Source organism: Nostoc sp. (assembly GCF_036919675.1).
GTDB lineage: Bacteria > Cyanobacteriota > Cyanobacteriia > Cyanobacteriales > Nostocaceae > Nostoc.
The window spans coordinates 111,242-135,768 of sequence record NZ_JBALCP010000050.1 but is presented as its reverse complement, the minus strand read 5'-3'; the positions used below and the strand labels follow the sequence as shown (position 1 = coordinate 135,768).

At 42.5% G+C, this 24,527-nt stretch carries 21 protein-coding genes and 1 pseudogene; 9 read left to right on the top strand and 13 right to left on the bottom strand.

Translation table 11 applies throughout. The features are described 5' to 3' along the window. The first annotated feature begins 58 nt into the window (after positions 1 to 58). Positions 59 to 823 (top strand): glucose 1-dehydrogenase, encoded by a 765-nt coding sequence (locus tag V7K49_RS09860; RefSeq protein WP_335205403.1) that lies wholly within the window; start codon positions 59 to 61, stop codon positions 821 to 823. A 186-nt stretch (positions 824 to 1,009) separates the two neighbouring features. Here the strand turns inward: V7K49_RS09860 and V7K49_RS09855 are convergent, their stop codons facing one another. The 3 genes from V7K49_RS09855 to V7K49_RS09845 all read right to left on the bottom strand — a co-directional run bounded on the left by V7K49_RS09855 (position 1,010) and on the right by V7K49_RS09845 (position 4,327). Further along, positions 1,010 to 1,930 (bottom strand): methylenetetrahydrofolate reductase, encoded by a 921-nt coding sequence (locus V7K49_RS09855; RefSeq protein WP_334866842.1) that lies wholly within the window; start codon positions 1,928 to 1,930, stop codon positions 1,010 to 1,012. 56 nt (positions 1,931 to 1,986) lie between these two features. Beyond that, the gene (trpS, locus tag V7K49_RS09850; protein WP_335205402.1) at positions 1,987 to 2,997 is read right to left on the bottom strand and encodes a tryptophan--tRNA ligase; all 1,011 of its coding nucleotides are present in this window, start codon (positions 2,995 to 2,997) and stop codon (positions 1,987 to 1,989) included. Positions 2,998 to 3,226: 229 nt separating this feature from the next. Further along, positions 3,227 to 4,327: a fatty acid desaturase family protein gene (locus V7K49_RS09845; RefSeq protein WP_335205401.1), complete on the bottom strand. Its 1,101-nt coding sequence runs from the start codon at positions 4,325 to 4,327 to the stop codon at positions 3,227 to 3,229. 155 nt (positions 4,328 to 4,482) lie between these two features. Between V7K49_RS09845 and V7K49_RS09840 the strand changes: the two genes are divergently transcribed. Further along, on the top strand, positions 4,483 to 5,616 hold the full coding sequence (locus V7K49_RS09840) for an SAM-dependent methyltransferase (RefSeq protein ID WP_335205400.1): 1,134 nt from the start codon (positions 4,483 to 4,485) through the stop codon (positions 5,614 to 5,616). Between the two features lie 150 nt (positions 5,617 to 5,766). Here the strand turns inward: V7K49_RS09840 and V7K49_RS09835 are convergent, their stop codons facing one another. Further along, a complete protein-coding gene (locus V7K49_RS09835; RefSeq protein WP_335205399.1) occupies positions 5,767 to 6,633 on the bottom strand; it encodes a calcium-binding protein in 867 nt (288 codons plus the stop codon). A gap of 111 nt (positions 6,634 to 6,744) precedes the next feature. After that, on the bottom strand, positions 6,745 to 8,004 hold the full coding sequence (locus V7K49_RS09830) for a glycosyltransferase family 4 protein (protein WP_335205398.1): 1,260 nt from the start codon (positions 8,002 to 8,004) through the stop codon (positions 6,745 to 6,747). Between the two features lie 151 nt (positions 8,005 to 8,155). Here V7K49_RS09830 and V7K49_RS09825 point away from each other — a divergent pair, with 151 nt between their 5' ends. Both V7K49_RS09825 and V7K49_RS09820 read left to right on the top strand, forming a co-directional pair. Then, on the top strand, positions 8,156 to 8,896 hold the full coding sequence (locus V7K49_RS09825; protein ID WP_334866664.1) for a DUF429 domain-containing protein: 741 nt from the start codon (positions 8,156 to 8,158) through the stop codon (positions 8,894 to 8,896). Positions 8,897 to 9,008: 112 nt separating this feature from the next. Continuing rightward, entirely contained in the window at positions 9,009 to 9,152 is a 144-nt protein-coding gene (locus V7K49_RS09820; RefSeq protein ID WP_335205420.1) for a DUF29 family protein, read from the top strand. A gap of 145 nt (positions 9,153 to 9,297) precedes the next feature. Here the strand turns inward: V7K49_RS09820 and glgP are convergent, their stop codons facing one another. Both glgP and V7K49_RS09810 read right to left on the bottom strand, forming a co-directional pair. Beyond that, positions 9,298 to 11,862, bottom strand: a complete 2,565-nt coding sequence (glgP, locus tag V7K49_RS09815) for an alpha-glucan family phosphorylase (protein WP_335205397.1) — start codon at positions 11,860 to 11,862, stop codon at positions 9,298 to 9,300. Between the two features lie 563 nt (positions 11,863 to 12,425). Further along, on the bottom strand, positions 12,426 to 12,749 hold the full coding sequence (locus tag V7K49_RS09810; RefSeq protein ID WP_335205396.1) for a hypothetical protein: 324 nt from the start codon (positions 12,747 to 12,749) through the stop codon (positions 12,426 to 12,428). 595 nt (positions 12,750 to 13,344) lie between these two features. On the opposite strand from V7K49_RS09810, the gene V7K49_RS09805 reads away from it, so the two are divergent. After that, complete coding sequence (locus V7K49_RS09805; protein ID WP_256091202.1) at positions 13,345 to 13,473, top strand: hypothetical protein; 129 nt, start codon at positions 13,345 to 13,347, stop codon at positions 13,471 to 13,473. Between the two features lie 442 nt (positions 13,474 to 13,915). Here the strand turns inward: V7K49_RS09805 and V7K49_RS09800 are convergent, their stop codons facing one another. Then, positions 13,916 to 14,062, bottom strand: coding sequence for a hypothetical protein (locus V7K49_RS09800; protein ID WP_335205395.1), 147 nt, complete (start codon positions 14,060 to 14,062; stop codon positions 13,916 to 13,918). Positions 14,063 to 14,369: 307 nt separating this feature from the next. Between V7K49_RS09800 and V7K49_RS09795 the strand changes: the two genes are divergently transcribed. The 3 genes from V7K49_RS09795 (at position 14,370) to V7K49_RS09785 (ending at position 18,735) form a co-directional block, all read left to right on the top strand. Further along, positions 14,370 to 15,071: an acyltransferase gene (locus V7K49_RS09795; protein ID WP_334866659.1), complete on the top strand. Its 702-nt coding sequence runs from the start codon at positions 14,370 to 14,372 to the stop codon at positions 15,069 to 15,071. 408 nt (positions 15,072 to 15,479) lie between these two features. Continuing rightward, on the top strand, positions 15,480 to 15,596 hold the full coding sequence (locus tag V7K49_RS09790) for a photosystem II reaction center protein I (protein WP_273769737.1): 117 nt from the start codon (positions 15,480 to 15,482) through the stop codon (positions 15,594 to 15,596). 196 nt (positions 15,597 to 15,792) lie between these two features. Further along, positions 15,793 to 18,735: a DUF3769 domain-containing protein gene (locus tag V7K49_RS09785; protein ID WP_335205394.1), complete on the top strand. Its 2,943-nt coding sequence runs from the start codon at positions 15,793 to 15,795 to the stop codon at positions 18,733 to 18,735. 402 nt (positions 18,736 to 19,137) lie between these two features. Here V7K49_RS09785 and V7K49_RS09780 read toward each other — a convergent pair whose 3' ends face one another. The 3 genes from V7K49_RS09780 to murJ form a co-directional block, all read right to left on the bottom strand. Further along, positions 19,138 to 19,422, bottom strand: coding sequence for a hypothetical protein (locus V7K49_RS09780; RefSeq protein WP_335205393.1), 285 nt, complete (start codon positions 19,420 to 19,422; stop codon positions 19,138 to 19,140). Between the two features lie 221 nt (positions 19,423 to 19,643). Continuing rightward, positions 19,644 to 20,156: an outer membrane beta-barrel protein gene (locus V7K49_RS09775; RefSeq protein WP_335205392.1), complete on the bottom strand. Its 513-nt coding sequence runs from the start codon at positions 20,154 to 20,156 to the stop codon at positions 19,644 to 19,646. 153 nt (positions 20,157 to 20,309) lie between these two features. Further along, positions 20,310 to 21,914, bottom strand: a complete 1,605-nt coding sequence (murJ, locus tag V7K49_RS09770) for a murein biosynthesis integral membrane protein MurJ (RefSeq protein ID WP_335205391.1) — start codon at positions 21,912 to 21,914, stop codon at positions 20,310 to 20,312. 177 nt (positions 21,915 to 22,091) lie between these two features. Between murJ and V7K49_RS09765 the strand changes: the two are divergent. Further along, positions 22,092 to 22,346: pseudogene (locus V7K49_RS09765) on the top strand (sensor histidine kinase); the annotation flags it as partial. A 106-nt stretch (positions 22,347 to 22,452) separates the two neighbouring features. On the opposite strand, the gene V7K49_RS09760 reads toward V7K49_RS09765, so the two are convergent. Further along, positions 22,453 to 22,959, bottom strand: a complete 507-nt coding sequence (locus V7K49_RS09760; protein WP_273767147.1) for a pentapeptide repeat-containing protein — start codon at positions 22,957 to 22,959, stop codon at positions 22,453 to 22,455. Between the two features lie 48 nt (positions 22,960 to 23,007). Further along, positions 23,008 to 24,522 (bottom strand): LCP family protein, encoded by a 1,515-nt coding sequence (locus V7K49_RS09755; RefSeq protein WP_335205390.1) that lies wholly within the window; start codon positions 24,520 to 24,522, stop codon positions 23,008 to 23,010. Between the last annotated feature and the right edge of the window lie 5 nt (positions 24,523 to 24,527).

The following is a 24,527-nucleotide window of genomic DNA, read 5'->3' as shown; positions in this document are numbered from 1 at the left end:
CTTTTCCTAAGACAAGGACAAGAAAGATATAACTCGTTAAGAAAATGAAGAACTCGTTATGAACATATCTTTTGAAAACAAAGTTGCACTGGTAACAGGTGCTGCATCTGGATTGGGTCTTGCGACAGCGAAGGCTTTTGCTGAATCAGGTGCTTCAGTGGTGTTGGCAGACTGGAACGAGAAAGCAGCGCGTTCAGCAGCCGAGGAACTAACTGCCCAAGGTCACAAAGCAATCGCTATCCATTGCGACGTATCGGATGACGCCCAGGTAGAAGCGATGGTTGAGCAGACGGTTGCAACGTTCGGCCAGTTGGATGCAGCCTACAACAACGCTGGTATTCAAAACATTTTAGCGGAAACCGCTGATTCCCCCCGAGAAGATTTTGATCGGGTGATGGCCATCAATCTTCGTGGCGTCTGGAGTTGCATGAAGTTCGAGCTTCGTCAGATGAGCAAGCAAGGGAGTGGCGCGATAGTCAACTGTTCTTCGATTGGAGGAGTTGTAGGCGGTGCCGGGCGTGGAACCTATCACGCCGCAAAGCACGGAGTACTGGGGCTTACCAAAAGCGCGGCTTTGGAATATGCGGCTAAAGGAATTCGCATCAATGCGGTTTGCCCAGGTCTCATCCAAACCCCGATGTCCGATCAAATGGTTGCTGCGGGACAGGCTGACGCGTTAAAAGCGATGATGAAAGACGTACCAATCGGTCGAGTTGGTCGCCCCGAGGAAATTGCAGATGCCGTTCTTTGGCTTTGTAGTTCGGCAGCAAGTCTAGTGGTTGGTCACGCACTCGTGGTAGATGGCGGCTACACCATTCACTGAGAACCAGAAGCAAACTTTAGGAGGAGTTCTGTCACCTGTTCGGGGGACAGGGCTTTGTTTGTGCCCTTGTAAACATTGTTTTTCTTGGCGAGGGAGTTTATCAAAAATAGTGTAAATGCTTCTGTTTCAGCATAAAAAAGCAGATGGTTGTTACCATCTGCTTTAATAAAATATTCGTTATCTTCTTTACTTGGATACCAACTGATTAACTGGAGCAACCCCAGCTAAATCCAAAATTGGCACGATCGCATCTTCACGCTTCACCGCCATCATATGGACACCCTGACACAATTGCCGCGCTATTTGTACTTGCTCGGCTGCAATTTTTATTCCTTCTTCAAAAGGGTCTTTGGCTTTTGCCAATCTATCAATAATATGTTGGGGAATATTTACACCCGGAACACACCTATTAATAAACTGGGCATTTTTTGCCGACTTCAACAGAAAAATTCCTGCCAAAATCGGTTTTTTATAGCCAGCGGCAATTGTGTCCATAAACTTTTCTAGCAGGTCAAAATCGGTAATCAACTGACTTTGAAAAAACTGCGCTCCTGCTTCGATTTTGCGTTCAAATCGACTTTGCAAACCCGACCAACTTTTACATTGTGGATCTACCGCTGCACCAACAAATAAATCTAGCGCTCCATCAGTCAAGGGTTTCTCGTTGCAATCAACGCCTTGATTCATCTTCCGAATTAGTTGCAGCAGTCGCACAGCTTCCAAATCAAATACTGCTTTGGCATCTGCATGATCGCCTGCTTTTACTGGGTCACCAGTCAAAGCTAAAATGTTATGGATACCCAAAGCATGAGCGCCCATTAAATCAGCTTGTAAACCAATGCGGTTGCGATCGCGGCAAGCAACTTGACAAATCGGCTCTATGCCGTTTTGTGACAAAATCACCGACGCCATTAATGAAGACATCCGTAACATTGCACGGCTACCATCAGTAACATTGACAGCATGAACCCTTCCCTTAAGGGTCGCCGCCATTTGAATCATGTGGGCTGGATCTCCCCCTTTCGGAGGTGCTACCTCGGCAGTAACTAGAAATTCACCTGCTTGTACAGCTCTCTTGAAGGCTGTGCGGCTATGGGTGTGATGCATAAAATTAAGAATTTCCATTTATTAAATGGTATAGCAAATCACACCTGAAGGAAAACCTATAAAGGAAGAGAGTAGCCTAAAGCAGTTTTTACTTGTGATAAAGTTTGATTTGCGATCGCTCTAGCTTTTTCCCCTCCATCCCGCAACACAGATTCCAAATAGCCTTTGTCCGCCGTTATCTCTTGATATTTTTCTTGGATTGGTTTCAGGGACTCAATTATCGTGTCCGTCAACAATGGCTTAAATTGTCCCCAGCCCATATCTTGACACTCAACTGCTACATCTTCCTTTCTCTTGCCAGAAAGCAGTGTATACAGCGTTAACAAGTTATTACACTCCGGACGCGCTGGATCATCAAAAGTCAGCCCACGAATCGGATCAGTTTTACAACGCTTAATTTTGTATTGAATCTGTTCTGGTGAATCTAGCAAACTTATCCAGCTTAACTCTGAAGGATCAGACTTCGACATTTTGCGTGTACCGTCCGCCAAACTCATCACCCTTGCCCCTTCCTTACGAATCAAAGGGTCTGGTAACTTTAGAACTGGCTGATCTGGTTTACCAAATTGGTGATTTAACCGAGCTGCAATATCTCGTGTTAATTCCAAGTGTTGCTTTTGGTCTTCACCCACTGGCACTTTATCCGCCTGGTAAAGCAAAATATCAGCTGCCATCAGCACAGGGTAATCCAATAAGCCTGCACTCACATTTTCTCCCTGCTTGAGTGCCTTTTCTTTAAACTGGATCATGTCTTGCAGCCAGTTTAGAGGTGTAATGCAGTTGAGAAACCAGGTGAGTTCACTGTGGGCCGAAACGTGGGATTGGACAAAGATGGTGGAGTGATTTAAATCAAGACCACAAGCTAGATAGAGAGCAGCAAGGGTGTAGGTATCAGCTGCCAACTGTTTTGGGTCGTGTGGCACTGTAATCGCGTGCAAATCAGCTACAAAAAGGTAATTTTCGTATTCGCTCTGACCTTCTACCCAGTTGCGAATGGCTCCCAAGTAGTTACCTAGATGGTAATTGCCGGTTGGTTGAATTCCAGAAAGAACACGTTGCTTGCCCATAAATTTAAACTTAGTTATCTCAAATCCGCGCTATGTAAAGTGGCGATGTCTGGCGACAAGTCGCTTTGCGCTTAAGCAAAACTCATTTAATTTTGACATTTTCCAGCGCAACTCGCCGTTGAAATATTTGGAGTTGAGTCTCACCGTTGCTTTAGCAACAGTGAGACTCAAACCTATCTTTGTGCATCTCTTGGTGAGCAGTGCTTCCAAGATGATAGCAAACATCAATTTACATAATTTTGTAATTCTCGATGATAGCGCAAGGAACAGACTTTTCTCCCGACCAATCGGTAAAGGTATCTTCATTTTTGTAATGCCTTGGCGTTTGCATAAGCAAGTTCCAAGCATCTTTGGCATCCAATAAATTTAAACGTTCGGGATAGTGGATCTTTAATAATTCTTGCACTAGCGGATAATAGTCAGAGTTTATTCCTGGAAAAATATGATGTTCTGTATGATAAGAAAAATTGAAATGCAATTTGTCAAATATTTGAGGAACACGCAGAGAAATACTATTTATGAGTGGATCGTTGACGCTTGTCATCTGACAAAGCATGTGGTTTGTATAGACATAAAATATTGCTCCAGCGTAACCAATCCCAATAGGCAAAAAGTAACTCAATACGATTTTTAGGAAATCAAATTGTAAATATAGCAAGATACTCAAATGAATCATGGCAATTACAAAAAGTTCACCTGCGATTAACCAACGCTCTTTAGTTTTGACTGTAAAGGCAGCAGGAACAAAATTCACAGATTCACGATTAAAGAATAGCACAGAGGTCAAATTCCGAAAATTATGTGTTCCCCATGCAGTTGCCATTCCCACTATTAAACTGATAGGATTGACCTCCGCAGAAGGTACGCATACATTTTGAATCCATTTACCCCAAGTTTTCGGCTGGTTGTATAAGTAATTGCGATCGGGATCGGCTAAAGAATTAGTTTTATTATGATGTTCTCGATTATGTACTGCTTTCCACAATGTGGGTGGCATCCATAACATTGCTAGCCCTAGCAAGCTAATAATTCTGATTATATGGGAGTTTCTAATTACGCTACCGTGCATCAGATCATGGGAGCTAAATAGCAAGACGATAACACTATTACCCATCACTATAGCTAAAGGCAAATAAAGCCATAAAAGATATAAATTCCAACGATCTAGATAAGATGCGATCGCCCAACCTAGAATTAAAATTGCCCAATTAATTAATAAAATCACTAATTTACTTGGATCGGGGAGAAATACTTTGGCAGGAAGTAGGGGACGCAATTTTTTTGCATACTCTGCTTGGCGAATTAACTTTTGAGCGTTACAAAGTTCCATAAATATTCTTTAATTTTTCTTAAATTTTGTTTAATTTAATTTATATTATAATAAACAGTTTCAAAAATTAACGTAATCTTTATCCTAATTTTGCTATCGTAATTTTGCTATTGTATAGTATAACTGAATACTAAAAGTAAATTAGGAGTTTAAACATGGTTTCTCTAAATACACTACAGTCTCTAGAAAAGTATATACCTTTAGTAGGAGATATGAATATTAAAACCCCACTAGCATATACAGCAACGCGTGGGGCGGTAGAGGTAGTCAACACAATACAAATGGCGGTAGCCGAGGCTTATATCAATGGGTTAGAAGTTCCTGATCCAGTATTAGAATCTCTTTTTAATACTTGTATGCCTATCTTTTTTAAATATTTTCCCGCTCTTTTAGCACCTTATGAATGGGTATTAAAAGAAACTGATCATCTTGCTGAAGGTTCACGGGATCTGATGAAAATTCAGTATGATTTGCCTCAAGCGATGCTGAATAAGATGTTGGGTGATGGGAAACTCATTTATCCTAAGTACAGCATGGGACTGTGGGAAAAAGGAGCATTAAACCTTGAGCAATCTCAGATACATATGATCGATGATGTGATTCAGAAGTTAGACATTAAAGATGGAGATAATATCTTAGATTTTGGCTGTGGTTGGGGATGTGTGCCAAATTACATTCTATCCAAATTCCCCAATGTCAAATTTGTCGGTCTGAATTTGAGTCACGAGCAATGTGAATATATGCGCCAGAAGATGCAAGATCCTGAAAGCAACCTCAGTTCAGGTCGATTCACGCTGTATGAAGGAGATTTAAATAATACAATATTTGAGACAAAATTTGATAAAATCCTTTCGATTGGCGTTTTTTGTCATGTTGGTAATTTAACTAACTCTTTTCAAAAATTAGCGAGTTTGCTGAAAGATAATGGTAAGGTTTTTATTCATATCATTACAGTTCGCACCCCTAATAATATATCCAGCGTTTTCACGCACAAATACATTTTTCCCCACGGTAGGTATTGGAACTATGATGCAGTTCCTAGCCGGAATCAAGACCTCAAAACAATTGAAAGATGGTATCTTAACGGTTCCAATTACTCTAAAACATTTGCCAAATGGCTAGACAATTTTGACGAAAATCAGGTAACAATCAAAGACTTGAATTATGGCATGGATTATGCAAAATTTCGCCGGATATGGAGGTTTTATTTAATATGGTTTATTCGGAATTTCGCTAGTTGCGATGGTGAATACAATGGGAACGGTCAGTACTTAATGGTTCATGCTTAATGGAGTAAGAGTAGCAGCGTAGGCGTAGCCCGTCGTAGACATCGCTCTCTAGAAACCACATTGATTGTATGATTACTTAGTAACATTGATAGGTTATGGAAAATCCTAATAGATTAATTTTTTCATAAAAACCAAACTCTTAGATTCGATTTAGCTCTCTACCAAACCCACCTGTCCTCCAATTAGCCCCAGAAATCCTGTTCCAAAGTGCTGAATCTCCAAAAAACTTGCTTGCTCCGGTGAGGTTTTGTAAATTCGGAATGTCTTCATAATTCCCAAAGTAGCAGCACTTTCTAGAGGCCCAACAAAGCTAATATCGCGGTCGATAAAATAAGTTTGATTAGCCCATTGAGCCATCTGATTTGCATTCAAAAAGTAGCAGCCTGCATGAGGGTTGAGGGCACGACGAAAGGTAATTGGTGCATTCATAATTGTACCATTGAGTTCCTGTTGCTCCTGCACATTTTGAAAGGGAGCAGTTACTCGTAAAGCCAAATCCCCATCAATGTAAGCTTTCTGAACCAAGCCGTAAGGGGAGATTTCGTAACGATTTGGCTGGAGCAAGTTTAAGTCACCAGCTTGTTGGGTAAACCAGTTTAATTTTATAAAAAACCAAGGGTCATAGATAATTAGGTCATCTTCCAGAAAGCAGTAATAATCATACTGACCGAGACAACTTTGCAGAACAGCTTGGCACTCAAACCCCAAAAGCAAAGGTTCTGCATTGCTAGAATGATGCCTATATAAATGAGATGGCAAGGGAAGCTGATTCAGGAGATGATCATCTTTGGTTGTACAAATAACAATATCTAGTTCGTGTGACTGCGGCTGGTTAGCAGGGAAAGCTAGTCGTTGAGCAATGTTGATGATACTTTGAGATTTACCAAATAATTGGTGTAAGGTAATAAGGCTTTTAGTTAACGCCTGCAAGCGGGGTTGCGGGTCTTTATGTTGGGAAGCATGACGACCCTCACTGCTAGGTTTAAAAAAATGGGCAATGGTAAAAATAATTCGCATTGAGGCTATAGATTTATTTTTTGTAAATATCCTTGTTTTATTAGTTTTTACCAATCAAAAAATTTCAGTGTACCCAATTAAACTTCAGGAAACTCAACTCCAACTACTCATTTAATTCCTGCCAAATCCTTTAGAAGGTGGGCGATTTTTCAAACTATTAGAAATTTTACCAGCGAACATCCATTGCAAATGCTGTGGTAACAGTTTCGCTAAATCATAACGTTTCACAATTGTCTCTCGCGCATTCGCACGAATCACTTTCATCTCCTGAGGATGATTCAGCGCCTCTTCAACTCGATTAGCAATATTCTGAGGAGAAAAGAAATCTACCAGCAGTCCATTCACCCCATCCTGTACTACTTCCAATACTGGCGCAGTCTTAGAGGCTACTAGTAAACATCCTGCTGCCATTACCTCTAACATCGACCAGGATAAAACAAAAGGACGGGTTAAATAAATATGAGCAGAAGAAGCTTGCAAAACTTGAAGGTACTCATTGTAAGGAAGCCTATCTGTAAAGTGGAGCCTCGATAAATCCAAAGATAATTTTTCTAGCATTAATTTTTTATAAGTCTGACCATCAGGGAGATTCTTCCCATAGGCCACCCTATCTTCTCCCACTATTACCACATGGCACTTAGGTCTTCGCTGCTGAATTAGCGCCACCGTTTCCATAAACTGCGGAAAACCTCTATAAGGTTCCATCCCCCGTCCCACATAAGTTACCAACTCTTCCACATGGGAAAGATCAAGATTGATTCTTGGTAAAACTAACTTTGCGCCTGGTTTAGGGACAAAAAAATTGGTATCAATACCATCATGAATTACAGTGATTTTGCTATGATATTCTTTAGGAAACTGCTGTCGCTGCCAATTCGTCGGAGAAAGGCCGCGATCGCAACTATATAAATCAGTCAAAATCGGCGCATTTTTTACGCGGATGCGGCATACATCATCAGCATTCAGTGGTTCCTTGGGATCAAAATCTGCATCAGAACCGTGAGCGTGGTAAAACCACTCGAAATAACACAATAATTCGGCTTTGGGAAAAACATCTTTCATAAATAAAGTCGGCCCCCAACCAGAATGACCATAAACTATATCTGGAACGAAACCCTCAGCTTTTAATTTTTCTGCCACGCGATAGACAGCCTGCGCGGTGAGAACAGCATTTTCCAGGTTGCGAACATAGTGGTGGGTTTGGGGAGCAGCTTCACGAGAAGGAGTGTAAATAGCTTTATAAACGCCAGGTATTTCCCCTTCACGACGATTTGTCCCAAAGACGACTTTGTAATTATGATTTTTACCTAAAACTGTCGCAAGGTTGCGAAATTGCGAGGGAAAATTGGGATGTAAAAATAAAATTTTCATTGGAATAATCTTGATTAATTTATTGCGAGATAAAATAAATTAAGACAAGCTGCTTAAGATTATAAGATTATTTACCACGATTTTTAGCAAGTAAATTTAGGTAAATGGTTGCCCGAAAATGCGAAAATAATCGCAAAATCGTGTTATAACCATGAAATTTATTGGCATTGATTTAGGTTGGAAATCACAACCAAGTGGATTATGCTGCTTAGAATGGATAGATGGACAACTGCAACTACTTGATCTAGACCGTAAAGAAGCCATTGCAGACATCCTCACCTGGATTGATCAGAGCGTAAAACCAGACGAACCAGCCATCATCGCTGTAGATGCACCTACTCTCATACCCAACGATAGCGGGAGTCGCCTTCCTGACAAACTCAGCCACAAGTACTTTGACAGATATCATGCGGGATGCTACCCAGCTAATCAAAACCTACCCTTTGCAGAACGCACTATCAACTTTGGCTTAGAATTAGAATCACGCGGTTTTGCACACGCACCCACCATTGAAGCGCAAAAACTCAGCAGATATCAAATAGAAGTCTTTCCCCACCCAGCAATCGTTAACCTATTCAACTTAGAACGCATCCTCAAATACAAAAAAGGACGCCTCAATGAGCGCCGCCTAGAATTAATCAAACTCCAAAATTATCTTCTCGATATCCTCCCCTCCTTCTCTCCTCCTCTGTGTCCTCTGCGCCTCTGTGGTTCGTTTCTTCTTGAAATCCCCACCACAGGCGTAGCCCTCAAAGCAACCGAAGATAAACTAGATAGCTTAATTTGCGCTTATGTTGCTGCATATTGGTGGTATTGGGGAGAACAACGTAATCTCGTATTAGGCGATCGCACTACTGGCTACATTATTATCCCCCAAAGAATTTTAGCCTAAAATTGTAATCTCGTAAGATTTAAGTCAAGGAGGCTTTATGCAAGGAGTTAGTTCCAATTTGAGTTTAAAAGAGCTTTATGAAATTGATGACCATCTCTAGTTAGAGGAAACAATCAAGCTATTGAAAGCTAACCATTTAGAAAAATTAGATTTAGAAAATTTAATTGAGGAGCTAGAAAATTGGGGTCGTAGATACATAGCAAAGGTCGCTAATTTACTAGAACAAGTTGTTAGACATTTTACTATTAAAGAATAATTAAGAAAAGCCTGAAACAACCTATTTTGGTTAATTCACATCATGATTGATTTGTACAGTGCGTAAGTCCTAGTAACATAAAAGGCGTTGCTAAACTTAAATCAGCAACGCCTAATCTTGAGTAGTCAATAACTACTCAGCACTATTACTCTGCCCAAGCAATTAACCTTGGTTCATAAGCATTAGCCAAGTATTGATTTTTCGGCAATACACGCAAAGACAAGCCTTGCAAACCAGAAGCGGTATAAGTGATATTACCCGTGTAAATACTCAATTGGTGTCCATCATCACCTTCGTAATCCATTACCACTGACACAGCGTTGACAATCTCACCATTGGGATCGATCGCACCTTGGTATAGCTCCACCTGCACATCATTATTCGTCAAAGTTGCCAAGTCAACTTTGGCTTTGACTGTAACAGTTTGGTTAACCTCAATGTCCGAAACTGCCGATACATCAACATCTTTGATTTTGATGTTGAACCAGTGTTCACCCAGTTTTGCTTTCCAAGCAGCTAGTTCTTTAGCTGGGGCATAGTTATCAACAGTCAGGGTATGATAGCGATCGCTAGCTGGGAAATAAGCTCGCTCGGCATATTCTCCTACCATCCGCGCTGTATTAAAGAATGGACAATTCAACCGAATTGCATCCTTCATTTTCGCAACCCACGGACGCGGTAAGCCATCAGTATCCCGATGTTCATAAAATAGCGGTACAACTTCCTTCTCTAACAACTCGTAGAGAGCATTTGCTTCTACTTCATCTTGGTAGTTGGGATCGTCGTAATTCTCTCCATGTCCAATTGCCCAGCCTGTGCGGACGTAATCAGCTTCATCCCACCAGCCATCTAGTACACTTAAATTCGGCAATCCATTCATTGCCGCTTTCATGCCACTGGTACCAGAGGCTTCCCGTGGACGACGCGGTGTATTCAACCAGATATCGCAACCCGCAACCATCAACCGGGATATGTGAATGTCGTAATTGGGAACAAACACTACCTGTTTTTCTAAATCTTGTTCGCGGATAAAGTGATTGATATCGCGGATGAGTTCTTTTCCGGGAATATCCTTGGGATGTGCTTTACCAGCAATCACAAATTGCACTTTCCGGTCTTTGTTAGCCAGTAAAAGCCGCTTTATGCGTTCCAAATCACGCATCCAGAGGGTGGCGCGTTTGTAGGTGGCAAACCGACGGGCAAAACCAATGGTGAAAGCGTAAGGATCTAAAACTTCTTGGGCTTGGGTAATTTCGGAGGCGGAAGCGCCGCGATCGTGCAAATGCTTAACCAAATGATCCCGCACATACAAAATCATATCCAAGCGGCAGCGTTCGTGATTGCGCCACAATTCCTCATCAGGTATGGCGTCCATCCGCTCCCACAATGGGCTATCTGGTGGTGCTGATGACCAGTTTGGTCCCAGGTAGCGATCGTACAATTCTTGAGTCGATTTCGCAACACAACTCCGAGCATGGACACCGTTAGTAATGGCTGCGATCGGCACTTCCTCTATGGGCACATTCTTCCACAAGCCCTGGAACATTTGCCGCGACACCACACCATGCAATTGTGCAACACCGTTAGAAAATGTGGCCATCTTCAGCGCTAGCACCGCCATACTGAAAGGCCCAGATAAATCGCCTGTATTCTCGCGCCCCAGTCCTAAAAATTGCTCTTTGGGCAACTCAAATATCTCTGCATAGTACCCCAGGTAGTACAACATTTTCTCAGGAGCGAACAAGTCAATCCCTGCTGGTACTGGCGTGTGGGTGGTAAAGATATTGCTGGAAGCCACCACCTGTTTAGCTTGGGCATAATTCAGTCCCTCTTCCTGAATCAGCAAGCGGATGCGTTCTAGGGCGGAGAAGGCGGCGTGACCTTCATTCATGTGGTAGGCTGTGACTTTCAGCCCCAAAGCTTTGAGCATTTGCACACCACCGATCCCCAGCATGATTTCCTGGTGGATACGCATATCGATGTCGCCACCGTACAGCTGATCTGTGATGTCGTGGTCGTAAACATTGTTGGGTTCAATGTTGGTGTCCATCAAATATAGGGGCACTGTTCCTACCTGTACGCGCCAAACTCTGGCATACACCTTGCGTCCTGGATAATCTACCGCAATCCGCAGTTCTGAACCATCGGGATTGCGCTCTAGATGCAAGGGCATATTGTAGAAATCATTGCTCAGATAGCGTTCCTGCTGCCAGCCATCGGCATTGAGGTACTGAGCAAAGTAGCCTTGCTGGTACAGTAAACCTACACCTACAAGCGGTAGACCCAAGTCACTGGCAGATTTGAGGTGATCTCCCGCTAGAACGCCCAAGCCCCCAGAATAGACGGGCAAACAATCTACAAGTCCAAATTCCGCCGAAAAATAGGCGTAGCATTCTTTTGGTTTCTGCTCCCGTTGTTTCTGATACCAGGTGCGCTCTTGCAAATAATCTTCTAACTGACGGTCAGCTCGATCCATTTGCGCTAGGAAGCCTTCATCTTCGACAACTTCCAGAAGCCGTGATTGAGAGATAGTACCCAACATTAACACTGGGTTGTGATGGCTAGACTCCCATAGGTCAGAGTCTAAGCGACGAAATAAATCTTTAGTTTCAACATTCCAATCCCAGTGCAAGTTCTGTGCCAGCCGCCGCAGTGGTTCGAGTCGCGGCGGTAGTGAAGGGGATACGTTAAATGTGCGAATTGGCTGCATAGGTTGGCAAAACTCCAAGTTTAGCTATGGTTATTGTTTACTCTCTTTACCAATGTTGCCAATTCTTTATACTGTATTTTGTGAAAAAGCGATGACTTTGTTAAGCATTGAGAATTATTCTTTACCTCGTTGCTAAAGTTTACACCAAGGTGTTTCTAATTCTATGCCTTACCCCGAGCCATGTACTTGGTATATTAAGATTTAATCATTTACTGGCACTGGATCACTTAAAATAAATCTAGTTTTGAATAAATAATTTATATTTTTTTTAGTATTGCTTCTGGGGATCAATTCTACGGTCTTAGCTGAGGGTGGAAATTCCCCATACCTGTGTCTAGGAAAGTGAAAATTTTAATTATTTTTTAATAAAATGGTGCTGGCAAAGAAGCAATGTAAGAAGGCAGGGGGCAGAAAGTAGAAGGTAAACCCCATAAATAATCGCATGAAAACCTTACCAAGCAATTAACCAGGAAAAGCGATGCCTGCGGCGGGCTACGCCGACGCTAACTACTTGGTATAATTTTTGATACTAAATCAGGAAAATAACTTCTTAGCGTGTTATTTTACGCGCCTAATGAAGGCTGATCTTTGGTATTTTTTGTCATTGACAAAGCCACAGCTGCTGCATAAGCAATCTCCGCTGCCATTTGATAAGCAAGTTTGATACTCGATGAAGCGTCTTTAGCTTTAGGAGAGAGGGAAGCTTTTTTTCGGCGCGACTCTTGCTTGACATCACCCGCCACAATAGCCCGCTGTAAAATGATCCAGGCATCTAGGTCTTCTGAGTCATAATTACTTTGAAGTTGCGATCGCAGTTGATCTTCAGCTACAACACTCAGATAGCCGATATTTAGAGCTTCTTCGACAATTTCTTTAATTAAAGCCATAATTTGAACCAAGTGTGTGAGTTAAAACCGATACCTCAATTTGAGCAATTTGATGTTGTTTTGTGGACTTCTCCTGAAAACTAAGCTATGTTTTAGCTTTATTTCGATAAAATTAAATTTATAATGAATAGTGCCAAGCACGCATCACCCGCTTGGCTCACCCGAATGGGTGATTCATAAATGTTTTAGATACAAGTAATAGGGAAGAGGAATATTTTTAGCATTTTTAGGAAGAGGGTTTCATAAGTATAGTAGATATCATTCTGAGTTTAACGCCCAATCATGAAATAACTTGAACAAGCAATGAGAGAAATATAGACAAAAATGCCAATTAACCGCTTACAGCATTTTTTAACTCACCATCTTCAATGGATTTAATCTAAGTGTATAAAATTATTTTAAGTAGCGATCGCTCCAGTAAAAAAGTTAACTTATTTCCACTATTCTCATCAATAAGCAACCTGGAAATCAACTTATTTCTTGAGAGTGTTCCACTAAAAATAAAATGTGTTATCGTTAAAAATAATTGTTATTAAAAACCATTCATGTAATTACAAACGTGAACTGGTTAGTCTGTAAATCATCTGTGTGCAACATGATTGGAGCAGCATACTCTAGAAATTCGTTGCAAGAAAGCCGTCATAGCAGTCGGGGAAGCGCTTACTTGTTTGCACCGATGGTTAATTTCAATGTGATGGCTGATGTGGGAGATAATCCACCTTAATTGGGTTTTGTTTGGGCAAAAATACCCAGAAAAATCCAACACTAATTACATTGTCATGCTAGGCAGAAATTTTCTCTAAACTTTAAATATAGTCTAGTTAAATGTATTTTTTGTTGCAAAATAGCTTGTGGAACTGAGTTGTTTCAAAAGACTAAAACTGCCTGAGAGAAAGTAGCTTCAAGGCAAACAACTCCATCCCTAGTTGCGTAACAAGCTTTTTAAATTTGTCGAATAACCAAAACAGTAGCCTATCTAAACTAGCAAATTTACCCATCAGACAATTTAATAGTCTGATATTTGACTGTGCAATGCACTGATATTGTTTGATTAATTGAACTGGTAAAAAAGAAGCAAAATTGTTACGTGCCTTGACTGTGCCAATTTTAGATTTTAGATTTTAGATTAAAGAATTGAAGAATTAAAGCCTCGACTCCGCTCGGCTTTAATACTGAGCGACTTGTGCCGAGCGACTTGTACCGACTTGTACTGAGCGGCGTCGAAGTAGCGAAGTCGAGGTAAGCCGAGGTAAAGGAGCCGAAGTGTTAAAAATTACTTCGGTTAATGCCCCACCCAAGCGTGGACGGAACAAATCCAAAATCCAAAATCCAAAATTGATAGACTGGTACAAAAGCTTCTAGCGACCCAAATCAATTGTGTATATCAATTGAGTAATTCTATCGCACCTAAATTAAAGAATTGCTCACATAGTCAAAGCTAGACTTTGGTTTTCCAAATGTTGGAAAACCATTTAAAAATATGGGTAAATTTCGGTAATCCTGCCAACTTATCTGATGTATTAAGAAATACAAAGTTTATTGGTATTAGCAGAAGATTAGGATACAGCCAAAACAACTTTCAATACTGTCAACAACAATTGATTGAAGAGATATGTAGCCATGCATAACAAGCAATATGTTTCAAAATTGCAGCGCGTGCAAGAACTTTTAGTAACTACTGTGTTAGGGGATATTCCTACACTCATTCTGGGTCCGAAGTTGCGTAATTTGGGATATCGTAGTATTTTTGCCCAAATAGGCAGCCTAGTTTATATTCAAAATGGTGTTGAATTTAACGGTACTTCTTGTATTGAGATAGGCAGTGGAGTATATATTTTTAAGGGTGTACGGATGGATGCTAGAGGACACAAAAATAATAGAATTCATCTAGGAAATAGAGTTGCTATTGAGCGTAACGTTGATATAGGGTCTTTGGAAGATACGTGTATACATATTGATGAAGACACCTTCATTGCTCCCAACGTGTGTATTGAAGGGCCAGGAGACATTAAAATTGGTAAACACTGCATGATTGCTGCCCACTCAGGGATATATGCCAATAATCATAATTTTGCTGATCCGATGGAGCCGATTAAATACCAAGGTGTTACTCGCAAGGGAATTGTGATTGAGGATGACTGTTGGCTAGGGCATGGAGTAACGGTATTAGATGGGGTTACTATCGGTAAAGGCAGTGTTATTGGTGCAGGAGCAGTTGTCAATAAAGATATTCCTCCTTTCTCCATTGCTGTAGGCATACCTGCACGAGTAATCAAAAACCGAATTGGCAAAGACCTAGCAAAAGTTCAAACCGAAAAATAGGGCATTGGGGAACCACTGCGCCCTTGCGGTTCCCCGACTTAAAGCAAGTGGCGTCATGGGGCATTGGGAATATTAACTATCCCCTGTAAGCTATAACCTGTTACCTTTTTTGGGAAACCTTTGCCGTTAGTTAACGTCACAAGAGTAAACAGTCTCTGAGTTATTTTTTAAGGGCATCTAAAAGTCAGACAACTGACATCTTGCACCATTCTCAATAACTGTAGGGTAGACACTGCTAGTCCCTAATCTCCAAGTCGCCAGCGATGCACTGAGCTTGTCGAAGTGTCCCAAGTCCCCAGAGTCCTCTAAAAAAGGGACGAGATTTGGGTAATATAAAGGAGCTATCTTTTCTGCATGGCAGATCCTGAAAGAAAAGCTTTCTTTGTCTTACCCCTTGGAGATATTTCTATGCTGACTTTAAAAATCGCTGTTTATATTGTTGTTGCCTTCTTCGTAATTATCTTCGTCTTCGGATTTTTGTCGAACGACCCAGCTCGTAACCCCGGCCGTCGGGACTCAGAGTAAAAGGCGATAAATCATCCGCGACTTTGGAAGGCGGAAGATACTAAACGCCACGGAAACTTACTAAACTTTCGCCTAGTAAGTTTCCTCCTCCAAGTGGCTTGCTGCAGGTAGCAGAAGGCGACAGTCGGAAGGCAATAATGTATATTTATCCTTCCGTCCGTCATTTGGCTGTTTGTTAGCCCGATTTTGCTCAAATATGCTTCATCCAGTTCTGCCACCCGATCCGCCTCCTATCCTCGAATCTTTACAACCTGTAAATCCCGCCTCATCTGCCAGTCATACAAAGTTTCTTTCAGTTCTAGAGACTGGAATGCAGGAAAAAACAGACAAATCCAAGCAGCCCAAGGATTTGACTCAGTTAGCAATTGCGGGTGACACCAACAGTAATCCGCCATTGCCAACTGAGATCAACTCAACTCAGGATGACCTGGTAGTTGTCGAAACTCCCTCTGTATCCCATCCACTAAAAATTTCCCCGATCACCGCACCTGGAAGTGCTGCACTTTTGGGACAGTCGCTGGTTGTTGGTTATCCCACGCAGGAGGTTAAAACCTCTAATCGCCAAGATAAAGAAGACACAAAGACAAGTCTGAGTGCCGGACGCCGACGCTCGGAACTTCTCCTCAGGTTGTCGCTGCACAAACAAAAGACGCAAACAGAAGCGACTGCGTTGCCAATAAAAGTTGGAGCGGAGGCTTCCAACCTAGATGCAAAGCGGCTTGTGGTCAAACATCCCAACTTCGGAGAGTTCTCGACCTTGAACCAAGTGGCATGGGGAGACGCAAAACGTGAACCTTCTCAAAAACTCGGTCAGCGATCGCCAGATCCCAACTATAGTGGTGGAGAAAAACAAACCTTTTTAAACTCTCCTAGCTTTACCTATAGAGTTTCCCCAAGTCCCCAAGTCGCCCAATCTTTGCGTCCTCTTCAAATTGCCCCAAGTCTCACAAACGGCAACAAGTTAGTCGAATCTAAGGCGGAAATTTTAGCTGAGAAGTTAAACCAGCAAAAACAGCAAAGTGATATTACTGCACCACAGTCTTTAGGAAGAGACAATATCTCTGTATCTGCTGCTGATCTTGCACCAAGTTCTCAATCAGTACAAAATTTTATAAAATTCAAGTCTCGCAGTCCGACAAATCAACTCTCAACGCCCATCACTGTAGAATTCAATTCCCAAACCCAGCAACAAGCTCAAGTACCAACATCTACACCACAGGTGGGTACTACTAATAAGCCACAAGGTCAACCATCTGGTACAAATACGCCAGCCAGCACGCCGCCAGCCAGACCGAGAATTGTGGAAGTCACTTCAGATCGGCAAGAGTATGACGAGCAACGGCGAATTATTACAGCTGTTGGGAATGTAGTTGTGCGATTTGATGGGGCGGTAGTGGATGCCGATCGCCTGCAAGTCAATTTAGACAACTTGATCGCTGCGGGGGAAGGCAACGTAACTTTAACACGGGGTGATCAGGTACTGCGTGGACAACGCTTTACCTATAACTTTGTTCAAGATAGTGGGGAACTGCTAAATGGTAGAGGAGAAATTTACGTACCCTCAGCACAAACAGATTTTGCTTTCTTATCCACGGATGTAAGTGCTGGTGGAGTCCCAAAACGTCCGCCCAGCGATCGCATTTTAGCGAATCAGCCCGTTTCGGGTGTGAGCAGCCCTGGAGGAATTGATGTGACAGTTGGTGGTCAGACAGGCGCTACCAACATCCCGCCACCAAAATCAGGGGGTGTAGTCAAGCGGCTTAGGTTTGAAGCTGAACACATTGACTTTTATCCGCAAGGCTGGCAAGCAAGGGATGTCCGCATCACCAATGATCCTTTTTCACCGCCAGAATTAGAGTTACGCGCAGATACAGTAACTTTGACGCGAGAATCACCCTTGGTAGACCGCATTAGGACACAGAAGCAGCGTTTGGTATTTGATCAAAGGCTCTCCTTACCAATTCCGGTGAATGAGCGGACTATTGACCGTCAGGAGCGGGACGTTACACCTGCAATAGTCTCCCCCGGTTTTGATGGAAAAGATCGGGATGGTTTGTATATTGAGCGTGGTTTTTCAGTGATCGATACAGACCAGACTCGCTGGACGATCACGCCCCAGTTGCTAGTAGAGAGAGCTGTGCAAGAAGGCACGGGTGACTTAGGCGCACTGTTTGCTGTGAAGACAAAGATAAATTCTGTTTTGAGTCCACGAGCAGTAATTCAGGGGACTGGGGAGTTAACTAGTTTTGACTTGAACAAGGTGGAAGATAATTTGCGGGTGAATTTGGGATTGCGCCAAATAATAGGGACTTCCCTTCCCCATATCTTGAGTCTGCAATATAACTACCGCGATCGTCTCTACAACGGTACTCTCGGCTTTCAAACCGTCCAGAGCAGTATTGGCGGCATTATTACCTCTCCTGTGATTCCTTTAGGAAAAAGTGGTATCAACCTCACCTATCAGGCAAGCGCTCGATATATCAATGCCAACACCGATCGCCAAGACTTACTAGAACCAGTGCGGGAAAACGATCGCATCTCACTAGGTCGTCTACAAGCCAGCGCTGCCCTCAGTAAAGGGCTGTTGCTGTGGCGGGGAAAACCATTACCATTCACTGCCACTGAGGGATTACGATACACTGCTAACCCTGTAGTTCCTTACTTGCAAGCGTTCGGTGGTCTTACGGGCACTACCAGTTATTATACCAATGGTGATAACCAAAGCACCCTAACTGCTACAATTGGCTTACAAGGGCAAATTGGTCATTTCTCTCGACCTTTTTTAGACTATACCGCCTTTAATATTAGTTACTCTCAAGGCTTAAATAACGGATTATCACCCTTTTTGTTTGACCGCTCCGTTGATAACAAAGTGTTGAGCGCTGGGATATCACAGCAAATCTATGGTCCTTTTCGCTTAGGCTTTCAAACATCTGTTAACTTGGATACTGGTAGAGAAGCTAGCACCGACTACATTTTGGAATATAGCCGTCGCACCTATGGCATCACCTTCCGTTATAATCCAGTGCTGGAGTTAGGTGGCTTCAGCATCCGAATTAGTGATTTTAACTGGGGTGGCGGCACTGATCCATTTTCGGAAGTTAAGCCAGTAGTAAACGGCGTGCAACAGGATTATTAGTCAATCGATTTTGGATTTTAAATTTTGGATAATGGAATTTACCCCGACCACTTTTTGGCTTGGGGCAATCAATTTTAGATTTTAGACTTCGGCTCCTTTACCTCGGCAACTCTTAGAGACGCTGCGCGTAGCTTGCTTCCCCGCAGGGGTACGCTCAAGGCAAGTCGCTCAGTCGAACGATTTTAGATTTTAGACTGGAAGAAAATACTTAGAGGCCGCCGTGTTTTTATTTGAAAAATTCTTCAATTTAAAATCCAAAATGAACGGGGCGGGGCATGAACCGAAATAATTTTTAATCTAAAATTGGCACGGTCAAACAGTTATCAGTTGCCCTACCCAACACTTGATTCTCTAGCCACAATGGATACTTTTCATTTACAGATTTTCTATCTTTTGCCCAGTCTAAGGACTTGGCACGACTCGACAGCCGATCGCACAATTGGTTGATGTACCACCAGGTATTCTTAGGTTGGCATAATCGCCGCTTAGTTGAACACCTGAGGGTGGTTGATGTAGAGTTGCACAGCATCTCTGAACTGCGGCTTGGTACTCTCGCCATTGCTTACGGATTGCAATACTTGCAGCATCGTTACCTAAGTCTGAAAATCTTAGTCCCGCTCGAATCAGCCAAGATTCCACGTCAGTTGTTTCACCAAGTATTTCTGGAATGGGATTAATCTTTTTCATGAGTAATATCTTATACGTATATTCACGATTACTCATTTCACTTTAAGAGAAAGGATGAATACTAGCCAATATAATTTTTTCTCAAAATCATAAATAAAAATGATTAAAAAAAAAGTTCATACCTGAGTATGAATACTCAGATATGACAAATGAATTACTATAACGGCTGGCAAACATCATTGCTTTAGTTTGCGAATAAGCCGTTTTCTAGCTTGTAATCACTAGAAGCGATAGCCTAATCCAGCTTGAAAGCTGACAGCATCAGCATCACTATTTCTGTAGGCGTCAATACCCCATTTAGTATCGCCATAGGCAATGACATTGTTTCTAATTTCTGATTCAATACCAAGGGTGACTACAGGTGCATTCTGATTGCCCAATGGGGTTTTTTGACCTTCGTCAGTTACAAAAGAATAACCACCACCGAAGTAAACGTTAGTATTTTTGGCGATCGGCGCATCGTAAGTCACTATGGGCATAATTGCGGCAGCATCACCACCATACAGCACAGAACCCCGTAGTGAAAGAGGTGTTTTGGGAACGGCGTAGCGTCCTTGAATATTACCACCAACTTGTGCCTCATCGTTTCCTTGTCCGCCACTAGTTGCACCAACAGCAACACCAGCACCGATGTAATTGCCGCTTGTACCCGCAGTTTGAGCAGAAGCAATTCCCGCTGAGAGGACAATGGAAGCAACAGCAAGGAAAGACGTAGCTAATTTTGTAAGTTTCATAGAATTCTTCTCACCAGAGTTAAGTAAAATCAATATTCTCTAGTACTAGAATCTCTTTTTTTACAAAATGTAACCTCGCACACCTGGCTCACCCAAATGGCTGAATTATTAATCACCCACTTGGGTGTACCAACTGAAATTTTCAAATAACAGTTATTTCTTCAAAAAGCGCTGACGTAGACGAAATATAAAAATATTCACCTCTGGTATTTTTATCCATGAAGCGATCGCAGCAAACACCGCAATCCCCACGAAGCCAGATACACACAACTCCAACAGTAATATCAGTAAACCCGTTTTACCTAACAACTGCTGAGAACCAACCAAAGTCCCATAGCTTGCTACCCCAGCTACTACGCTACCAGCAGTCAAACCCAAAATCGGCAAACTCCACTCACGCCAAGGTAAACCATTGAGTTTGCGATCAAGCAACCATAACAGCATTAACATTGAGCTGCAATTTACACCCACTGTTGCCAACACCAAACCGGGAGCGCCAAAAGGTTTAACGAAAAACCAATCTAATAAGATGTTGAGCGAGATGTTAAAAACACTGATGCGAAAAGGGGTCTGTCCATCGCCTAAAGCATAGAATACCCGCACCAAAACATCACGTCCCAAATAGACAAACATCCCAATCCCATAAGCAACTAACAAGGATGAAACTAGCTGTGTGGCTTCTGGCTTGAAAGCACCGCGTTCATATACCACCTGCACAATAGGTACAGATAGCGCTACCATCAACGCCCCTAGTGGTAGCATGGTGAAGGCAGTCAGTAGCAATCCTTGGCGAATGCGTAATTTTAACTCTGGCCAATTTTCTGGGCCGGCTAGTTTGGCAAATATCGGTAATAGGGGCAGCAAAATGATATTAGAAATAATCCCTAAAGGAGTTTGTACTAATAGATTCGCATAGTTAAATCCTGCCGCAGCACCAGGGATAGGACTGGCAAAATAAAGGTCGGTGGCGACATTAATTGGCATCATTCCAGAGGAAATGGTTGCCGGAGTCATGATTTTAATTACTTCTTGAACGCCTGGAGATTTAAACTCAAACCGCAGGCGTAGTGTGCCTAATCCTAACCGCCACTGGACAATTAGCTGCACTAACCATTGGAGAATGGCTCCTGCCAAAGTTCCCCAAGCTAATACCATTCCACCGATTAAAGCAGACTCCGGCTTAATAATGTCTTTGCCCAGTTGCATAGCCAAGAGACCAAGACCGCCAACAACGGTAATACTGGATAATAAAGGACTAATGGAGAGTAACCAATATTGATTGGCTGTATTGAGAGTACCGAAGCCAATGCCAATTAAACCGGCAAATAAAGCCATCGGTGCCATAATCCGGATCTGTTGAATTGCGATCGCTCTAGTTGTCGCCTCCAAACCTTGACCGACGAAATCAATGATCGCATCCGCAAAGAAAATCTGAGCAACTGTCACCAACAACAGCAATCCGCCCACCAGCGTTGTCACGGTTTCCACTAGGGGAGCCGCTTCTTCTTGCCGACGCTTGGCTAAAACGCTGACAATTGCACTGTGTAATGGCCCATTTACGCCACCGAGTAATATTAATAGAAAACCAGGGATAATATAGGCATAACTATAGGCAGTGGCAGCTGCACCAACACCAAAAGCGGCAGCGATCGCTTGCTGCCGCACTAAACCGAAGATTTTACTAATTAATGTAGCTGCGGCAACAATGCCAGCAATTCCAGCGAAAGAACGAGAGGGTTTTTGGTCTTGTTGTGTCACGAATAATACCCGACAACTCTTGCAGAGTGCATACTTTAAAACATTTAACCTGAAATCCCGCAGTTTGTCAGGTAAATTTTCACAAATTAGTGATTTTAAATGCCTACGCCAAGGGTGAAGGCGGAGCGATAAAGGTATTTGAAATTTTCCCAAACGTGTCCAATAATACCCTTAACTATCTGGATTAGTACGCAAGCCGTTAATAACCAGATTGTAATTAGAATAGCTGATAATGGTCTTGGGATTCCAGAAGAGGTGCGATCGCACATGTTTGACCCCTTCTTCACCACCAAAGCACCAGGTCAAGGTACAGGCTTAGGATTGTCTATCAGCTATCAAATAATAGTTGAAAAACATCATGGTCAGATTAAATGTTCCTCTAAACCAGCAGAAGGAACAGAGTTTTTGATTGAAATTCCCAGCAGTAATTAGAGGTGACTGGTTTTTCACAATTCTCAGTCAATCTTAAGTAAAAAAGCGACGATAAGCAGAGGTTTCTTCTGTTCCCCGCTGTTTTTATGCTCAACGCTGAGATTCTTTACTTACAACCCAAACTGTCTCGCGTTAACACACCCGTAATTGAATTTACTCCATCGGCTCTTTCACACAATAGCGACACTTGATAACGATCAATTAAAGCGTCTGTAAAATCAGCGCCTGTAATTTCGGCATCGTAAAAGCGGCTGCTTGTCAAAGTTGCTTCTGTAAAAATGGCATTTTTTAGGTTAGCACTATCCATAGTCACGCGATCCACTAAAGCACCGCTCAGGTTCGCGCCTTCCAAATTTGCTTTTAATAAAACTCCTTTAGTGAGAATTGCGTTGGTTAAATTCGCTCCTTGGAAATTCGCCCCTCGCATTTCTGCTGCTACAAAAGTCACACCTGCCAAATCAGCATTAGAAAAGTCACGATTTTCTAAATTTATATTGTTGTAGTTAATTGTGTTTAGTTGAGCAAAAGCAGGTTTGGGATTAAGTATTATCCACAAAAATGCTAGTATTAAAATTACAATCAAACCAAAAAAGCGTAGTAAAATCTTTTTCATAACTTTATTATTAATAGGGGCGCACAGCTAGCTGTACGCCCTTCCTGACTATTTCCAATCTTTACCAATGCGGATTGTGAGATCAGATTCTAAATCACCAATCGCCGACACCTCGATTTGACCCAAGCCTAAGACTTTTTGCAAATCAACTCCAACTTGTCGGTTGCCTTTTTGGACAACAATCTGAGTTTGACGTTGGGTATCTGGCCAATCAGGCACTTTGTAAATATTAGTAAAGCCTTTCTGTTTGAGATAAGCAATAACTTTTTCAGTTAGCTGAGGTTGATTGGAAGCATTTTGAATAGCAATTTTGAGGTTAGGAACCCGGCGCATATCTGGCTTTAGACCAGGTACATTTACCCCAACATAATCATTCAACAGGCTCTGTTGTCCAGTCATATTCAGCCAATAGCTATCAGGGTCTTTGCTAAAACGGCTAAACGTACCAGGCAACACGGTCATTTGGAAATTATCTCGATCCAAGTTGAGGCCGAAATTCACCAACGCCATCATTTCTTCCATCTTCAGGTTGGTATCAAAATATTTTCGCATCAAGCGAGTTAATTGAGGCAACCTGGGTAAGACGGTGGGACTATTGAGGCGTTGCAACAGGGCTGCTATTAGTGCTTGCTGACGCTGCACTCTCGGCAAATCTCCCAAACCTGGGTCGCGGAACCGGGCAAACTGTTCTGCTTGTTCGCCGTTGATGGTTTGCCAGCCACTGACTAAATTAATCGACAGCCGACTGCTAGAGTCTTTATATTCCATTGATTTGGGAACAAAGACCTCTACTCCGCCTAACTGATCGACTAACTGCCGTAAGCCGCTGGTAGAAATGCGGATGTAGCGATCAATTGGGGCATTATTTAAGGTCCGGCTAACTACCCGCGCTGCCAAGACTGGGCCGCCTTTGGCATTGGCATCAGATACCTTAGTTAATCCCTTTTCTCCCTTTTCTGGGATGGCGATCATCGTATCTCTGGGAATCGAAAGCACCCGTACAGATTTTTCACTAGGGTTAAGCCGTACCAACAGCATGGTGTCGCTTTTCCCAGCAAAGCTTTCTGGTGAACCATCAACAGTACCGCTGACTGGTTCAATCCCCATAATTAAAATATTCATCGGTCGTGAAAGCTGGTATTGGGAGAGTTTGCTCCATAACTCCCCTGGTAGTGGTATTTTTATCTCGTCTTTAGCAGTAGTTCCTAAATCTTCATCTGTTCGATCTAGATTGCTCCACAACGGAGTCCAAAGCGCTAACGTTGATACCAGTAACCCAGATAAGATGATGCCGATGACCACCGTCATGATCCACAACAGCCATCGAGGCATGGTCAAGCCCAGTCTCTCATAAAGCTGATTGGGAATTGCACCCACTGATTCGACGACGCTACGGTTCGGATTCGCTGGCTGGTTTAGTTCTACCTCCTCCTGTGCGTCTGCTACTGGTGCAGGCGTTACCTGATTTTCCGGGCGTTGAAGTTGCTGCGATCGCACCTCAGTTTCAAATGCTACTTGCTGAGATGTCACCGGATTTTCCGACCATTCGACTTGTTTTATCACAATTA

Excerpts from the sequence above, each read along its gene's own strand:
- V7K49_RS09860 (WP_335205403.1), top strand. The coding sequence starts at position 59 with ATGAACATATCTTTTGAAAACAAAGTTGCACTGGTAACAGGTGCTGCA.
- V7K49_RS09855 (WP_334866842.1), bottom strand. The coding sequence starts at position 1,930 with ATGCATCACACCCATAGCCGCACAGCCTTCAAGAGAGCTGTACAAGCA.
- trpS (WP_335205402.1), bottom strand. The coding sequence starts at position 2,997 with ATGGGCAAGCAACGTGTTCTTTCTGGAATTCAACCAACCGGCAATTAC.
- V7K49_RS09845 (WP_335205401.1), bottom strand. The coding sequence starts at position 4,327 with ATGGAACTTTGTAACGCTCAAAAGTTAATTCGCCAAGCAGAGTATGCA.
- V7K49_RS09840 (WP_335205400.1), top strand. The coding sequence starts at position 4,483 with ATGGTTTCTCTAAATACACTACAGTCTCTAGAAAAGTATATACCTTTA.
- V7K49_RS09835 (WP_335205399.1), bottom strand. The coding sequence starts at position 6,633 with ATGCGAATTATTTTTACCATTGCCCATTTTTTTAAACCTAGCAGTGAG.
- V7K49_RS09830 (WP_335205398.1), bottom strand. The coding sequence starts at position 8,004 with ATGAAAATTTTATTTTTACATCCCAATTTTCCCTCGCAATTTCGCAAC.
- V7K49_RS09825 (WP_334866664.1), top strand. The coding sequence starts at position 8,156 with ATGAAATTTATTGGCATTGATTTAGGTTGGAAATCACAACCAAGTGGA.
- glgP (WP_335205397.1), bottom strand. The coding sequence starts at position 11,862 with ATGCAGCCAATTCGCACATTTAACGTATCCCCTTCACTACCGCCGCGA.
- V7K49_RS09810 (WP_335205396.1), bottom strand. The coding sequence starts at position 12,749 with ATGGCTTTAATTAAAGAAATTGTCGAAGAAGCTCTAAATATCGGCTAT.
- V7K49_RS09805 (WP_256091202.1), top strand. The coding sequence starts at position 13,345 with ATGATTGGAGCAGCATACTCTAGAAATTCGTTGCAAGAAAGCCGTCAT.
- V7K49_RS09795 (WP_334866659.1), top strand. The coding sequence starts at position 14,370 with ATGCATAACAAGCAATATGTTTCAAAATTGCAGCGCGTGCAAGAACTT.
- V7K49_RS09790 (WP_273769737.1), top strand. The coding sequence starts at position 15,480 with ATGCTGACTTTAAAAATCGCTGTTTATATTGTTGTTGCCTTCTTCGTA.
- V7K49_RS09785 (WP_335205394.1), top strand. The coding sequence starts at position 15,793 with ATGCTTCATCCAGTTCTGCCACCCGATCCGCCTCCTATCCTCGAATCT.
- V7K49_RS09780 (WP_335205393.1), bottom strand. The coding sequence starts at position 19,422 with ATGAAAAAGATTAATCCCATTCCAGAAATACTTGGTGAAACAACTGAC.
- V7K49_RS09775 (WP_335205392.1), bottom strand. The coding sequence starts at position 20,156 with ATGAAACTTACAAAATTAGCTACGTCTTTCCTTGCTGTTGCTTCCATT.
- V7K49_RS09760 (WP_273767147.1), bottom strand. The coding sequence starts at position 22,959 with ATGAAAAAGATTTTACTACGCTTTTTTGGTTTGATTGTAATTTTAATA.